General features: G+C 69.4%; 13 protein-coding genes. 5 read left to right on the top strand and 8 right to left on the bottom strand.

Annotated elements, in window-relative coordinates:
• Positions 1–78: 78 nt before the first annotated feature.
• From ABLE68_RS16135 to speB, 3 genes are all read right to left on the bottom strand, one after another.
• A complete protein-coding gene (locus tag ABLE68_RS16135; RefSeq protein ID WP_348872677.1) occupies positions 79–1512 on the bottom strand; it encodes a gamma-aminobutyraldehyde dehydrogenase in 1434 nt (477 codons plus the stop codon).
• 71 nt (positions 1513–1583) lie between these two features.
• On the bottom strand, positions 1584–3149 hold the full coding sequence (locus ABLE68_RS16130) for an amidohydrolase (protein WP_348872675.1): 1566 nt from the start codon (positions 3147–3149) through the stop codon (positions 1584–1586).
• The gene (gene speB / locus ABLE68_RS16125; protein ID WP_348872673.1) at positions 3146–4147 is read right to left on the bottom strand and encodes an agmatinase; all 1002 of its coding nucleotides are present in this window, start codon (positions 4145–4147) and stop codon (positions 3146–3148) included. Before speB ends, ABLE68_RS16130 begins: the two co-directional genes overlap by 4 nt.
• Before the next feature lie 92 nt (positions 4148–4239).
• On the opposite strand from speB, the gene ABLE68_RS16120 reads away from it, so the two are divergent.
• Together ABLE68_RS16120 and ABLE68_RS16115 are read left to right on the top strand one after the other, a co-directional pair.
• Entirely contained in the window at positions 4240–5628 is a 1389-nt protein-coding gene (locus ABLE68_RS16120) for an aspartate aminotransferase family protein (protein WP_348872672.1), read from the top strand.
• A 117-nt stretch (positions 5629–5745) separates the two neighbouring features.
• The gene (locus tag ABLE68_RS16115; protein ID WP_348872671.1) at positions 5746–6729 is read left to right on the top strand and encodes a hypothetical protein; all 984 of its coding nucleotides are present in this window, start codon (positions 5746–5748) and stop codon (positions 6727–6729) included.
• 18 nt (positions 6730–6747) lie between these two features.
• On the opposite strand, the gene ABLE68_RS16110 is transcribed toward ABLE68_RS16115, so the two are convergent.
• From ABLE68_RS16110 to ABLE68_RS16095, 4 genes are read right to left on the bottom strand one after another with little or no spacing between them, the layout of a single operon-like run.
• Complete coding sequence (locus tag ABLE68_RS16110; RefSeq protein WP_348872670.1) at positions 6748–7599, bottom strand: ABC transporter permease; 852 nt, start codon at positions 7597–7599, stop codon at positions 6748–6750.
• Positions 7596–8456 carry an ABC transporter permease gene (locus ABLE68_RS16105; protein ID WP_348872668.1) on the bottom strand — a complete coding sequence of 287 codons (861 nt, stop codon included), beginning with the start codon at positions 8454–8456 and terminating at the stop codon, positions 7596–7598. Before ABLE68_RS16105 ends, ABLE68_RS16110 begins: the two co-directional genes overlap by 4 nt.
• Positions 8453–9628 (bottom strand): ABC transporter ATP-binding protein, encoded by a 1176-nt coding sequence (locus ABLE68_RS16100; RefSeq protein WP_348872667.1) that lies wholly within the window; start codon positions 9626–9628, stop codon positions 8453–8455. The genes ABLE68_RS16105 and ABLE68_RS16100 overlap by 4 nt, the downstream gene beginning before the upstream one ends.
• Entirely contained in the window at positions 9612–10808 is a 1197-nt protein-coding gene (locus ABLE68_RS16095; RefSeq protein ID WP_348872665.1) for a polyamine ABC transporter substrate-binding protein, read from the bottom strand. The genes ABLE68_RS16100 and ABLE68_RS16095 overlap by 17 nt, the downstream gene beginning before the upstream one ends.
• 164 nt (positions 10809–10972) lie before the next feature.
• Here ABLE68_RS16095 and ABLE68_RS16090 point away from each other — a divergent pair, with 164 nt between their 5' ends.
• Genes ABLE68_RS16090 through ddaH form a run of 3 tightly spaced genes read left to right on the top strand, consistent with a single transcriptional unit; the run spans position 10973 to position 13612 of the window.
• Positions 10973–11458 carry an Lrp/AsnC family transcriptional regulator gene (locus ABLE68_RS16090; protein WP_348872664.1) on the top strand — a complete coding sequence of 162 codons (486 nt, stop codon included), beginning with the start codon at positions 10973–10975 and terminating at the stop codon, positions 11456–11458.
• Positions 11443–12843: an NAD(P)/FAD-dependent oxidoreductase gene (locus ABLE68_RS16085; RefSeq protein WP_348872662.1), complete on the top strand. Its 1401-nt coding sequence runs from the start codon at positions 11443–11445 to the stop codon at positions 12841–12843. Before ABLE68_RS16090 ends, ABLE68_RS16085 begins: the two co-directional genes overlap by 16 nt.
• Positions 12844–12847: 4 nt before the next feature.
• Complete coding sequence (gene ddaH / locus ABLE68_RS16080; protein WP_348872661.1) at positions 12848–13612, top strand: dimethylargininase; 765 nt, start codon at positions 12848–12850, stop codon at positions 13610–13612.
• Here ddaH and ABLE68_RS16075 read toward each other — a convergent pair.
• Entirely contained in the window at positions 13592–15061 is a 1470-nt protein-coding gene (locus tag ABLE68_RS16075) for a M1 family metallopeptidase (RefSeq protein ID WP_348872660.1), read from the bottom strand. The two genes, ddaH and ABLE68_RS16075, sit on opposite strands and share 21 nt — an antisense overlap.
• Positions 15062–15080: the final 19 nt, after the last annotated feature.

The raw sequence follows: 15080 nt of genomic DNA, 5'->3' as shown, positions 1-15080 counted from the left end.
CATGGGCGCTCGACCGTCGTGCCGAGGAGCGGGGCGTGCGAGGAGCGCAGCGACGAGTCCAGATACACATCTCAGCAGTCACGATCCGATGAAGGACATGACGTGCTTGATACGGGTGTAGTCCTCGAACCCGTAGCCGGACAGGTCCTTGCCGTAGCCCGAGTGCTTGAAACCGCCGTGCGGCATCTCGGATACGAAGGGGATGTGCGTGTTGATCCAGACCGCACCGAAGTCGAGCCGACGCGACATCCGCATGGCGCGGGCGTGGTCCTTGGTCCAGACGCTGGAGGACAGCGCGTACTCGACGTCGTTGGCCCAGGTCAGCGCCTGCGCCTCGTCGGTGAACTCCTGCACGGTCATCACCGGGCCGAAGATCTCGGTCTGGATCTGCTCGTCGGTCTGCTGCAGGCCCGAGAGCACGGTGGGCTCGTAGAAGTAGCCCTTGTCGAACTTGCGGGCGCCGCCGGTCGCGATGCTCGCGTGGTCCGGCAGTCGGTCGACCATGCCGGAGACGTGGGCGAGCTGGTTCGCGTTGTTGAGCGGACCGAAGTACGTCGCCTCGTCGTCCGGCATGCCGGTCGGCATGCCCTGGGCGGCCTCGGCCAGCGCCGCGACGAACTCGTCGTGGATGCCCGCCTGCACGAGCACCCGGGTGGCCGCGGTGCAGTCCTGGCCGGCGTTGAAGAGGCCGGCGCCGGCGATCCCCTCGGCGGCCTTGGCGATGTCGGCGTCGTCGAAGACGATGCACGGCGCCTTGCCACCGAGCTCGAGGTGCACCCGCTTGAGGTCGTGCGAGGCGGCCTCCGCGACCTGCATGCCGGCCCGCACGGAGCCGGTGATCGCGACCATCTGCGGGGTCTTGTGCGCGACCAGCGCACGGCCGGTGTCGCGGTCGCCGCAGACGACGTTGAGCACGCCGGGCGGCAGGAACTCCTGGCAGAGCTCGGCGAGCAGCGTCGAGCTCGCGGGCGTGGTGTCGCTGGGCTTGAGGACGATCGTGTTGCCGGCAGCGAGGGCCGGGGCGATCTTCCAGATCATCATCAACAGCGGATAGTTCCAGGGCGTCACCTGACCGACCACACCGACCGGCTCCCGGCGTACCCACGAGGTGTGGTCGGCCATGTACTCCCCCGCGGCCTTGCCCTCGAGCATCCGGGCCGCGCCGGCGAAGAACTTGAAGTGGTCCGACGCGTAGGGCATCTCCTCGGACATGGTCAGCCCGAGCGGCTTGCCGGTGTCCTTGCACTCGACCGCGTTGATCTCGTCGACGCGGTCCTCGATCGCCTGGGCGATCTTCAGCAGCGCGTTGGAGCGGTCCTGCGGCGTCGCGTAGCCCCACCCCTCGAAGGCCGCGTCGGCTGCGGCGTACGCCCGGTCGATGTCCTCGTCGCCCGAGCGCGGAGCCTGGGCGTACACCTCACCGGTGGTCGGGTCGATGACGTCGTAGGTCTCCCCCGACACGCTCTCGACGAGCTCGCCGTTGATCACGTTCTTGAAGGTCTGATCGGCCATGCGGCAAACCCTAGTGATCCGACAACGAAATCTGTAGGGGTTGACCGCCGATGGGCACGGAATCCGTCGAATCAGGCGGAGAAGACAGGGATTCCGTCGATCCAGGTCGTCGTCACCCGTGCCTCGCCGATCTCCTCGGCCGGCCCGGCGAACGGGTCGCGGTCGAGCGCGACCAGGTCGGCGACCGTGCCGGGCTGCAGCACGCCCGCGTCGTCACGGTGGTTGATCCACGCCGAGCCGGAGGTGTACGCCGCGAACGCGGTCTCCAGGGTCAGCGCCTGCTCCGGCAGGAACGCCGCGCGACCGCTGTCGGGGTCGACCCGGGTCACCGCGACCTGCATCGCCTGGAGCGGGTCGGGCGTGCTGACGGGCCAGTCGCTGCCGGCGACCAGCCGGGCTCCGGTGCGCTCGAGGTCGCCGAAGGGGTACTGCCAGCGACTCCGCTCCTCCCCGAGGAACGGGATCGTCAGCTCGGCCATCTGGTCGTCCTCGCAGGCCCAGAGCATCTGCATGTTGGCGGCAACGCCGAGCCCGGCGAAGCGGCGTACGTCGTCGGGGTGCACCAGCTGCAGGTGGGCGATGTGGTGCCGCCGGGCGGGGTCGGTGCCCTCGAAGGCGTCGAGCGCCTCGCGGGCGCCGCGGTCGCCGATCGCGTGCACGTGCACCTGGAAGCCCTCGGCGTCGAGCGCTCGCACGGCCTCGCGCAGCACGCCGGCCTCGACGAACGAGTGACCGCTGTTGGTGGTCGCGTGGCCGCACTTGTCGAGGTAGGGCGCGAGCATCGCGGCCGTGCCGTTCTCGGCGACGCCGTCCTGCATGATCTTGACGCTGGTCGCCCGGAACCGACCGCCCGCCATCGCGGCCCGACGGGCCACGAGCTCACCGACCTGCTCGATGCCGAGCTTGCGCTCCCACCACAGCGCGCCGACGACGTACGAACGCAGGTCGCCGTTGGCGTCCGCGGTCGTGTACGTCGAGGCCGGGTCGTCCATGCCGGAGTAGGCGCCGACGATCGCGTCCTGCCACGAGGTGACACCGACCGAGTGCAGGTAGGCCTGGCCCGCCATCAACGCCGCGTAGTAGTCCTCGGCCGTCGTGTGCGGGAGGTACGGCGCCACCAGGGCCGTCGCGCCCTCGTGGAGGGTGCCGCTCGGGCGACCGTCGGCGTCGCGCTCGATCCGGCCGTCGTCGGGGTCGGGGGTGTGCTCGTCGATCCCGGCCAGCTCCAGGGCCCGGCTGTTGACCCACACGCTGTGGTGGTCGCGGTTGGGCAGGTACGCCGGGCGACTGCCCGTCACCGTGTCGAGGTCGGCCGCGGTCGGCGTACCGCCCGGGAAGGCCGGCATCCCCCAGCCCCCGCCGAGGATCCACTCCACGTCGGGGCGGCTGTCGGCGTACGCCTTGACGGCGGCGAGGTAGTCGTCGCGGGTCGAGTGCTCGCTCAGGTCGCAGCGCAGCCGCTCGAGCCCGCCCTGGATCGGGTGCACGTGCGCGTCGGTGAAGCCGGGCGCGACGAAGGCGACGTCAGCGGGACCGCTCGCCGGGCGGACCGCCGTGATCCGGCCGTCCTCGACCTCGACCTCGGTCGGGCCGAGGTGGCGGTGGCCGTCGAAAGCGGCCGCAGCGCGCAGAATCACCTGCCCTCCAGCAACGGACCGGCCGGGTCGTGCGTGATGCCGACCTTGCGGGCGGCCAGGCCGGAGAGCGCCTCGAGGCAGACCCGGTTGGCCAGGAACGCCGTGATCTCCGCGTGGTCGTAGGGCGGTGACACCTCCACCACGTCGATGCCCGCGACCGGCAGCTCGCGGCAGATGCGGCGTACGGCGTCGAGGAGCTGGCGCGACGACAGCCCACCGGGCTCGGGCGTGCCGGTGCCGGGCGCGTGCCCGGGGTCGCAGACGTCGATGTCGACGGAGAGGAAGACCGCGTCGCACTCGTCGAGCGCGATCTCGAAGGCCTCGTCGAGGCACTCCTCCAGGCCGCGCTTGCCGATCTCAGTCATCTCGTAGGACCGCATGTTCTGCTCGGCCATCCAGCCCAGCGTCTCGGGACCGGGCCAGTAGCCGCGCAGCCCCATCTGCAGGAAGCGGTCGCCGCGCAGGGCTCCCGACTCGATCAGCCGGCGCATCGGCTGGCCGTGGCCGTAGAGCGAGCCGAACTCGATGTCGCCGGTGTCGGCGTGCGCGTCGAAGTGGATCATCGACACCTTGCCGTAGCCGAGGTGCCGGGCGACGCCCGTCGCGTCGGGCAGCGCGATGGAGTGGTCGCCGCCGAGGACGAGAGGTATGGCGCCCGCGCTGGCGACCTGGTAGACCGCCTGCTCGAGCGCGCCGAGCGCCCGCTCGATCTCGCCGGGCGGCATCTCGACGTCGCCGGCGTCGACGACCGTGATGTCCTGCAGCGCGTCGACCCGGAGCGCGAGGTGCGGCCTCGAGCCGTCGTGCGGGAGGTAGTCGGTCTGCCGGATCGCCTGCGGGCCGAAGCGGGTCCCCGGCCGGTGCGACGTGCCGCCGTCGAAGGGCGCTCCGACGATCACCACGTCCGCGGCCGCGAGGGCGGCCGCGTCGTCGAGGTCGACCGGGTCGACGCCGAGGAACGTGATGTCCGGACCGAACTGTGCGCCGTACCGAGTCATGAACCCATTTCTACAACGGATTCCGGAGAAATCACACGCTTGAGCGACGGATTCACTTGCTTCTCGTCATGCGGACCGCGCACCATGGAGGTATGGAGCTCGACTACGACCACCTTCAGCGTGCCGCCAAGGACCACCTCTGGATGCACTTCACGCGGCACTCGACGTACGACACCTCGGACGTGCCGATCATCGTGCGCGGTGAGGGCGCCTACATCTACGACGCCCAGGGCAAGCGCTACCTCGACGGTCTGGGCGGGCTCTTCGTCTCGCAGCTGGGCCACGGCCGCACCGAGCTGGCGGACGCCGCCGCCGCGCAGGCCAAGGAGCTGGCCTTCCACCCGCTGTGGTCCTACGCCCACCCCAACGCGATCCTGCTGGCGGAGCGCATCGCCAACTACGCGCCGGGCGACCTCAACCGGGTCTTCTTCACCACCGGTGGCGGCGAGGCCGTCGAGTCCGCGTGGAAGCTCGCGAAGAACTTCTTCAAGCTCACCGGCAAGCCGATGAAGCACAAGGTTCTCAGCCGGAGCATCGCCTACCACGGCACCACCCAGGGCGCCCTGTCGATCACCGGCCTGCCGCCACTCAAGCAGCAGTTCGAGCCGCTGGTCCCCTCGACCTTCCGGGTCCCCAACACCAACATCTACCGGGCCTCCGAGACCACGGGCGGCCTGCTCGACGGCTCCGACCCGGAGGCCTTCGGCCGCTGGGCGGCCGACCAGATCGCCGTCCAGATCGAGAACGAGGGCCCCGACACCGTCGCCGCCGTCTTCCTCGAGCCCGTGCAGAACGCCGGCGGCTGCTTCCCGCCCCCGCCCGGCTACTTCGAGCGGGTCCGCGAGATCTGCGACGAGTACGACGTCCTGCTGGTCTCCGACGAGGTCATCTGCGCCTACGGCCGGCTGGGCTACATGTTCGGCGCGGAGCGCTACGGCTACCAGCCGGACATCATCACCTCGGCCAAGGGCATCACCTCCGGCTACGCACCGCTCGGCGCGATGATCGCGTCCGACCGGCTGATGGAGCCGTTCCTGCACGGCCACGAGTCCTTCGCCCACGGCTTCACCTTCGGCGGCCACCCGGTCTCCACCGCGGTCGCGATGGCGAACTTCGACGTCTTCGAGGAGGAGCACATCCTCGAGCACGTCCGCGACAACGAGGGTGCCTTCCGCTCGACCCTCGAGCGTCTGCTCGACCTGCCGATCGTCGGCGATGTCCGCGGCGACGGCTACTTCTACGGGATCGAGCTCGTCAAGGACAAGGACACCAAGGCGACCTTCAACGAGGAGGAGTCGGAGAAGCTGCTCCGGGGCTTCCTCTCCAAGGCGCTGTACGACGAAGGCCTCTACTGCCGCGCCGACGACCGCGGCGACCCGGTCATCCAGCTCTCTCCCCCGCTGATCTGCGACCAGACGCACTTCGACGAGATGGAGCAGATCCTCCGCACCGTGCTCGACAAGGCCGCCACGCTCCTCTGACCCGACCCGGCGCAGTGTCAGGCTGACACTGCGCCGACTCGGCGTGGAATCAGGCAGGTATCCACAGGTCCGCCGATCGGAGGGTGGCGGGGTCGGCGCTCCGGGCAGTGCAGCAGCATGAATCCTGTCCCCTGGCGCGAGCGACTCGCGCAGCTACCAGCGCGTGAGCCGTTCACCACCGGGATGGCCAGCGAGGTCGGCCTGAGCCGCGAGGCGCTGAGCAAGCTGACCTTCGGCGGAGCCCTCCGTCGGCCGCTCGAAAGCGTGTACGTCGAGGCGGACACGCCTGACTCTCTTGAGTTGCGCTGCCGGATGCTCGCTCTCGTCCTGCCTGACGACTGCTTCGTCTGCGATCGAACCGCGGCCTGGCTCCATGCCGGCGATCGGGCTCTCGCACCCAACGAGCACCTGTCGATACCAGCCATCTCGTGCTTCCGACCGAGCGCCTCGGGCCGGCTCCGCAACGCACTTGCCGACAGCGGTGAGCGCGAGATCCGCGCGGGTGACCTCACGACGGTCAACGGCATACCGGTCACCACCCCGCTGCGGACAGCCGTCGACCTCGGACGTCTCCAGAAGACCCGCGACCTGCGGTTGCACGGGATGGACACGATGCTCCACCTCGGGCAGTTCACCCACCAGCGGCTGCTGACGCAGGTGCCGCGCTTCAACCGACGCCGTGGCGTCGTCTTGCTCCGAGTGCTCGCGCCGCTCGCCGACGCCGGCGCCGCGTCCTTCGGCGAGTCCGCGCTGCGCTTGCGGTGGTACGACGCTGGCCTTCCCCCACCACGCACCCAGATCCCCATCGAGATCGAGGGACGGGTCCACTACTACCTGGACCTGGGACTCGAGGACCTGCGCTTCGCTGCCGAGTACGACGGCGAGGAATGGCACGGCCCGGACCGGCAGATCCATGACGACGAGCGGCGTGACTGGCTCCGTCGCCAGGGCTGGGTGATCGTGGCGCTGCGCCGGTCCCAGGTGTTCGGTCAGCAGCAGGACGCCGAACGGATCCTGCGCGACGGATACGCGGCTGCGTTAGCCCGCCGACCCGGCGCAGTGTCAGCTGACATGTCGCCGACTCGGCGCAGTGTCAGATGACACTGCGCCGGGTCGGCGTCAGACCAGCTTGGCGGCACGGCGGCGGCTGTTGACCTCGCCACCGACGACGATCAGGACCGAGATCAGGAACATCACGGTGCCGACCACGTTGACCTGCATGGGGACGCCGCGCTGCGCGACACCCCAGACGTACATGGGGAACGTCGTGGTGTTGCCGGCGTTGAGGTTGGTGACGATGAAGTCGTCGAAGGACAGCGAGAAGCTGAGCAGCGCCGCACCCAGGATGCCCGGGAAGACCAGCGGGAAGGTCACCCGCCAGAACGTCTGTTGTGGCGTGGCGTAGAGATCCATCGCCGCTTGCTCGAGGTTGTCGTCGAGGCCGGCCAGTCGCGCTCGCACCGTGACGACCACGAACGAGATGCAGAACATGATGTGGGCGATCAGGATCGTCCAGAAGCCCAGCTGGCCACCGAACCCCGCGGCCACGAAGAGTGCGAGCAGCGAGGATCCCATCACGATCTCGGGCGACGCCATCGGCAGGAAGATCAGCAGGTTCATGGCCGACCGGCCCGCGAACTCGTGCCGCACCAGCGCGAAGGCGATCAGGGTGCCGAGGATGGTCGAGCCCAGGGTGGCGCAGAAGCCGATCTCGATGCTCGTCTTCAGCGCGCCGCACATCCCCTCGGCCTCGCAGGGGTTGAGCCAGTTGTGCAGCGTGAAGCCGTCGAAGCGGTAGATCAGCCGGCTGGCCGGATCGTTGAAGCTCATCAGCACGACCACGAAGATCGGGATGAACGTGTAGAGCAGCACCAGCAGCCCGAGGATCAGCACGATGTGAGAACGGAACCAGCGACCGAAGGCACTGCCGGCCTTGTAGGTCTTCATCTTCGGGTGGGTCGTGGTGCTCACAGCAGGTCCTCCGTCCCCGCGCGGCGGACGTAGAACAGGACCATCACCACGATCAGCGCCATCAGCGTCACCGAGAGCGCAGCCGCCGCCGGGTAGTCGTTGGCGTTGGTGAAGAGGCTCTGGATGACGCTACCGATCATCCGCTGGTTGGGGCTGCCGAGCAGCTCGGCGTTGATGTAGTCGCCGACCGCGGGGATGAAGGTGAGCAGCGTGCCGGACACGACGCCCGGCAGCGACAGCGGCCAGGTGACCTTGAAGAAGCCGACGAACGGGTTGGCGTAGAGGTCACTGGACGCCTCGATCAGGCGCTGGTCGATCTTGTCGATGCTCGCGTAGAGCGGCAGCACCATGAACGGCAGGAAGTTGTACGTCAGGCCCGCGATGACCGCGACCGGCGTCGCCAGCAGCCGGCCGTCGGCGCCGAGGATGTGCAGCCACTGCAGGCTGTTGACGATGAACCCGTCGTCGGCGAGCAGCAGCTTCCACGACAGCGTACGGATCAGGAAGCTCGTGAAGAACGGCGCGATCACCAGGACCAGCATCAGGTTCTTCCACCGGCCGGCCTTGAACGCGATGGCGTAGGCCAGCACGTAGCCGAGGATCAGGCAGAAGAACGTCGCCAGCGCGCCGTACGCGAGGGAGCGCACCAGCGGCTGCCAGTAGTCGCTCAGGGCGTTCGAGTAGTTCGCCCAGTGGTAGGTCATCTCGTAGCCGGTCGAGTCCGACCCGCTGGGGTCGAAGAGGCTGGTCGCGACCAGGGAGTAGAGCGGGATGACGAAGAAGACGGCAAGCCACAAGACGCCGGGGATCAGCAGGATGTAGCCGGTCCTCCCGTGCTTGCGGACGGTCTCGCTCATTCGTCGTCGGCCTTCTGCGCACCGGCCGAGGCGTCCTGGCTGAAGTCGAGGAGGAAGGCGTACTCAGGCCGCCAGGAGAGCTCGACGGACTCGCCGTTGCGGAACATCCGGCGCCGGCCGGTGTTCTGCTCGAAGACCGACAGCTCCTGTCCCCACGGCATCCGGACGAGGTACTGCGTGCTGACACCGACGAAGCTGGCGTCGACGACCACGCCGCCGGGGATCGTGTTGCCGGGCGCGTCGAGCGCCTCGCCGGGCTCCCCGATGAGGACCTTCTCCGGACGGATGCCGACCCAGCCCTTGTCGCCGTCGGCGTGGCAGCGGTCGGTCGGGATCGACACCGCGATGCCGTGCATGTCGACGGTGACCAGGTCGGCGGCGCGGTGGGTGATCGTGCCCTCGATCAGGTTGGACTGCCCGAGGAAGTTGGCGACGAACGTCGACTTCGGGTTCTCGTAGAGGTCGGACGGTGCGCCCATCTGCTCGATCACGCCCGCGTTCATCACCGCGACCGTGTCGGCCATCGTCATGGCCTCCTCCTGGTCGTGGGTGACGTGCACGAAGGTGAGGCCGACGTCGATCTGGATCCGCTTGATCTCCAGCTGCATCGACCGGCGCAGCTTGAGGTCGAGGGCACCGAGCGGCTCGTCGAGGAGCAGCACCTCGGGCTTGTTGATCAGCGCCCGCGCCAGCGCGACCCGCTGCTGCTGGCCGCCGGAGAGCTGGGCCGGCTTCTTGCGCGCCTGCGAGGTCAGCTCGACGAGCTCGAGCATCTCGCGGACGGCGGTGTCGACCTCCTTCGACTTGCGGCGCCGGAGCCCGAAGGCGACGTTCTCGAAGATGTCGAGGTGCGGGAAGAGCGCGTAGCTCTGGAAGACCGTGTTGACCGGGCGCTGGTAGGGCTTCGCGTAGGTGATGTCCTGGTCGGCGAGCTTGATCGAGCCGGCGGTCGGGGTCTCGAGGCCGGCGACCATGCGCAGCGTCGTGGTCTTGCCGCACCCGGACGGGCCGAGCAGCGCGATGAACGAGCCGCGGGGCACGTCGAGGTCGAGGTCGTTGACCGCGGTGAAGGCGCCGAACGACTTCGTGACGTTGCGGAGCCGGAGTCCGTCGTACGACTCGGAGTCCGCGCTGTCGGGCGTGGACGGCGCCTGGTCAGCCACCTGTGACATCGTCGAACTCTCCTTGGTAGGCGGTGATCTGCTTCTCGGTCAGCGGCATGAAGTCGAAGGTGACCGACAAGGTCTCGTCGTCGGGGAAGATCAGCTTGTTGTCGACCAGCGACGGGTCGACCTTCTCCATCGCTTCCTGGGCACCCTTGACGGGGCAGATGTAGTTGACCCAGGCGGCGAGCTTCGCGGCGACCTCGGGCTCGTAGTAGTAGTCGATCCACTTCTCGGCGTTGGCCTGGTGGGTCGCGAGGTTCGGGACCATCATGTTGTCGCTCCAGAGCGACAGCCCCTCCTCCGGCGTGACGAACTTGATGTCGGGGTTGTCGAACTGGGCCTGGATGACATCGCCGGACCAGGCCTCGCAGGCGACGATGTTGCCGGCCGCGAGGTCCTGGATGTACTCGTTGCCCGTGAACGCGCGGACCTGCCCGGCCGAGACGACCTCGCGGAGCTTGTCGATCGCGTTGGCCCAGTCGTCGTCTGAGAAGTCGCTCGGGTCGGCGCCGACGACCTTGAGCATGAAGCCCATCGTGTCGCGCATCTCGCTGAGCAGGGTGATCTTGCCGTTGAGCTCGGGCCGGGTGATCAGGTCCTCGAAGCTCTTCACCTCACCGGTCTTGGCGGCGTTGTAGGCGATGCCGGTCAGGCCGCTCTGCCACGGGGCGTGGTAGGTCAGGTCCGGGTCCCACTGCCGCTTGCGCAACGGCTCGATCAGGTTGGCGTGGAGGTTGGGGACCTTCGACTTGTCGAGCGGCTGGATCCAGCCGAGCGAGATCATCCTCGCGGCCATCCAGTCGGTCAGCACGATCATGTCGCGGTCGATCGGCTGGCAGGAGCCGAGCTGGTTCTTGACCTTCGCGTAGAACTCGTTGTTGTCGTTGACGTCGTCGGTGTAGTCGACCGTGATGCCAGTGCGCTCCTGGAAGACGTTGAGCGTCGACCCGTCCTTCTTCTTGGGGTCGATGTACGCCGGCCAGTTGGAGATGATCAGCCGCATGTCGCTCGCCGACACGTCGGTGGCGACGCAGTCGGCCGGATCGACGATCGCGGGGTCGACCCCGAAGAACGGCAGCTTGAGCGCGGCCAGGCTGACGCCGGCGAAGCCGACCGCTCCCGCGCCCTTGAGCAGCCCCCGACGGGACAGTCCGCCTCGTCCACCCCACTCGGGCCCCGCCGCCATCCGGACTCCCTCTCGCCGCAACCGCCAACGCCTCGGATCGTGCCATGCGGAGGGCGGGTCGACAAGCGATCCGGTTGAGATGAAACATCCTCGCAACGAAATCGCTTGCAAACCGCCCCGAGAAACCTTTGACCCAGGACCGCGCGTGAGGAAACATGCGGCTCATGACCTCGCCGCGGACCCGGAAGCCGGATCGTCCCGCGTTCACGCTCGACGACGTCTCCAAGGCGATCATCGAGCAGCTGCAGCAGGACGGACGTCGCTCGTACGCCGCCATCGGCAAGGTGGTCGGCCTGTCCGAGGCCGCCGTACGCCAGCGGGTCCAGCGGCTGATCGAGTCCGGGGTCATGCAGGTGGTGGCCGTGACCGACCCGCTCGAGCTCGGCTTCGCCCGCCAGGCCATGGTCGGCATCCGCGTCTCGGGTCCGCTCGAGCCGGTCGCCGACGCGCTCGCCGAGCTCGACGAGGTCGACTACGTCGTCATCACCGCCGGCTCCTACGACCTGCTCGTCGAGGTCGTCTGCGAGAGCGACGAGCACCTGCTCGAGCTGATCTCCGGCCGGATCCGGACGATCCCGACCGTGGCCACGACCGAGACCTTCATGTACCTCGAGCTGCGCAAGCAGACCTACTCGTGGGGCGTGCACTGAAGTCGTCGGCCGACCCGCACTGGGAGCGGCTGTCCCTCTGGCACGACTCCGTCGAGACGGACTGGACACCGCGGCCCGCGCTGGACGGCGACACCGAGGCGGACGTCGCGATCGTCGGCGCCGGCCTCACCGGGCTCTGGGCGGCGTACTACCTCGCCGAGGCCGACCCCGAGCTGGGGATCGTGGTGCTCGAGGCCGAGACGGCAGGCTACGGCGCCTCCGGCCGCAACGGCGGGTGGTGCTCGGCGCTCTTCCCGGCCTCGCACTCCAGCCTCGCCGACCTGTCCGACCGCGACGGCGCGATCGCCCAGCACCGGGCGATGCGCGAGACCGTCGACGAGGTGGTCCGGGTGGCCGCCGCCGAGGGCATCGACGCCCAGGCCGCGAAGGGCGGCACCATCGTCCTGGCCCGCAGCAGGGCGCAGTGGAAGCGAGCCCGGGCCGAGGTCGACGACGCGCGCGCGTGGGGTCGCGGCGACGACGACCTCCGGCTGCTCGACAGGTCCGAGGCCGATGCCGTGCTGCGTGCCACCCGCACCCGCGGCGCGACGTACACCCCCGACTGTGCGGCGATCCATCCCGCGCGCCTGGTGCGCGGGCTGGCCGACGCCGTCGAGCGGCGCGGGGTCACGATCCACGAGCGCACCCGGGTGCGGTCGATCGAGCCGGGCCGCGCGGTCACCGAGCGCGGCTCGGTCCGGGCACGGACCGTGCTCCGCGCCACCGAGGGCTACACCTCCACGCTCCAGGGCGAGGCGCGTACGACGATCCCGGTCTACTCGCTGATCATCGCCACCGAGCCGCTGCCCGCGGCGGTCTGGGACGAGATCGGACTGGCCCGCCGCGAGACCTTCAGCGACCACCGCCACCTGATCATCTACGGCCAGCGCACCGCCGACGACCGGCTGGTGTTCGGCGGCCGCGGTGCGCCGTACCACTTCGGCTCGCGGATCAAGCCGGAGTACGACCGCGACGAGAAGGTCTTCGCGCGCCTCTACGCGACCCTGGTCGAGATGTTCCCGCCGCTGCAGGGCACCCGCGTCACCCATGCCTGGGGCGGCGCCCTCGGCATCCCGCGCGACTGGTGCGCCTCGGTCGGGCTCGACCCGGCGACGGGGCTCGGCTGGGCCGGCGGCTACGTCGGCGACGGGGTGAGCACGACGAACCTGGCCGGCCGCACGCTGCGCGACCTGGTCCTGGGCCGCGACACCGAGCTGACCCGGTTGCCGTGGGTCGGCCACCGCTCCCCCGCCTGGGAGCCCGAGCCGCTGCGCTGGCTCGGCGTCAACGTCGGCCTGCGCGCCATGACGATCGCCGACGCGGAGGAATCCGTGACCAGGATGCAGAGCGTGGTCGCTAAGGCCGTCAGTCCTCTGCTGGGATGAGGCCATGACCAAGCGCGCCCTCGTCCGCCGACCCGGCCCCCGCCTCGCCGACGGCCTGCTCACCCACATCGACCGAGTCACGGTCGACGAGGCGCTCGCGGAGCGCCAGTGGGCGGCGTACGTCGAGGCGCTGCAGGCCGAGGGCTGGGAGACGATCGAGGTCGAGCCGGCCGACGACTGTCCTGACGCCGTCTTCGTCGAGGACACCGTGGTCGTCTACCGGGACCTCGCGGTCATCTCGCGGCCCGGTGCCGACGAGCGCAAGCCGGAGACCAACGGGACCGAGGCGGCGCTGGCCGGGCTCGGCTACCGGATCGTCCACATCGAGGCGCCCGGCACCCTCGACGGCGGCGACGTCCTCAAGCACGGCACCGAGGTCTGGGTCGGCCTCGGCGGTCGCACCAACGCGTCCGGCCTCGAGCAGCTCGCGGCGCACCTCGCGCCGCTCGGCGCCCGCGTCGTCGGCGTACCCACCTCGCTCGTGCTGCACCTGAAGTCCGCGGTGACCGCCCTGCCGGACGGCACCGTCGTCGGCTTCGCGCCGTTGGTCGACGACCCCGAGGTCTGGGAAGCGTTCCTGCCCGTGCCGGAGGAGCCGGGGTCGCACGTCGTGGTCCTCGACGCCGACACCGTGCTGATGGCGGCCAGCGCGCCGCTCACCCGGGCTCTCTACGAGGAGCGCGGGCTGCGCGTGGTCGCCGTCGACATCACCGAGTTCGAGAAGCTCGAGGGCTGCGTGACCTGCCTGTCAGTTCGGCTCCGGGGATAGAGCGCCGAGACCGTTGGCCTCCGTGTCGGCCGGCTTGGCCGTCGAGTGCAGCCACGCCGAGAAGAACGCGTCGAGGTCCTGCCCGCTGATCTCCTCGGCGAGCGCCTCGAACTGCTCGGTGGCGCCGTTGCCGCCGGCGTGGTCGGTGGCCCAGGTGCGCAGGATGTCGAAGAAGGCGGCGTCGCCGACCACGTTGCGCAGCGCCTGCAGCGCCAGCTCCCCGCGCTGGTAGACGAACGTCGCGAAGATGCTGTTGACGCACTCGACGCCGTCGGCGCACGGGTCGGCGACCTCGTGCTTCCAGAAGTCGTTGCCCGCGGGCGTGCGGTCGTAGTAGTCGCGCAGCTCGGCGTTCGCAGACGGACCGTCGTGGGTCTCCGTGTAGTAGTTCTCCATGAAGGTCGCGAAGCCCTCGTTGAGCCAGATGTCCTTCCAATGGTGCACCGCGACGGAGTCGCCGAACCACTGGTGCGCGAGCTCGTGCACGACCGTCAGGACGGCTTCCTCGCCGCCACCCATGTAGGGGTACGTCGGACGCGTCTGGTTCTCGAGCGCGAACCCGACGTTGAGGCTGGTGGTCAGCCCGCCGGTCACCGAGAACGGGTAGTCGAGGCCGAGTGCTGACTCCTCCCAGTCCACGAGCTCCGGCGTCATCTTCATCAGCCGCATGCTGGTGTCCTGCGCGGACCGGTTCAGCTTCTTGGACTCCGACACCGCGACCAACCAGGGCCGGCCGTGGTCGACACCCTTCGCGATCTTGAACCGTCCTGCCGCGAAGAACGCGAGGTACGGCACCATCGGCTCGTCGGCGGACCAGTGCGTCGTGGCCGTCGCACCGTGCACGGTGCGACCGCGCTCGACGCCGTTGGAGATGACGTCGAGGCCCTTCGGCACGGTGATGTGGACGTCGACCATGGCCTTGTCGAGCGGGTGGTCGTTGGCCGGGAACCACCACGGCGCCATGTGCGGCTGGTTCATCGCGACGACCTCGTTCTGGTCGGCGAGCCAGTTGCTCTCGCCGGCGTAGCGGTAGTCGCCCGGCGTGCCGGCGTACTTCACCCGCACGACGACGGTCTCGCCCTGGTCGAGCCGGTGCTGGATGGAGAGCTCGTGGTAGCGCTTCTGGTTGAACGACGCCTTCTTGCCGTCGACCGTCACCCGGCTCACGGGGAGCAGGAAGTCGAGGTCGAAGCCCGACAGCGAGGCGGTCCCCCGCAGGCGTACGTCGGTCCAGCCCGAGAGCCGGCCGGACGCCAGGTCGTAGCGGTCGTGGACGTCGTAGCGCAGCACGTCGATGCCGCCGTTGCCGTCGAGCGGGAAGTAGGAGTCGCCGATGCCGGCGGCGCCGTGCGGCCGGTGCGCCTGACCGAGGGCGGACTGGCCGGGGCCGAGGAGGGCGACGGCGAGCAGGGAGGTCAGACCGAGAGCGAGGACGCGTTGACGGAGCACCCGAGAAACCTACGCGATC

The sequence above is a fragment of the Nocardioides pollutisoli genome, assembly GCF_040045055.1.
Lineage (GTDB): Bacteria > Actinomycetota > Actinomycetes > Propionibacteriales > Nocardioidaceae > Nocardioides > Nocardioides tweenelious.
This window is presented reverse-complemented; position numbering and strand designations above follow the sequence as displayed.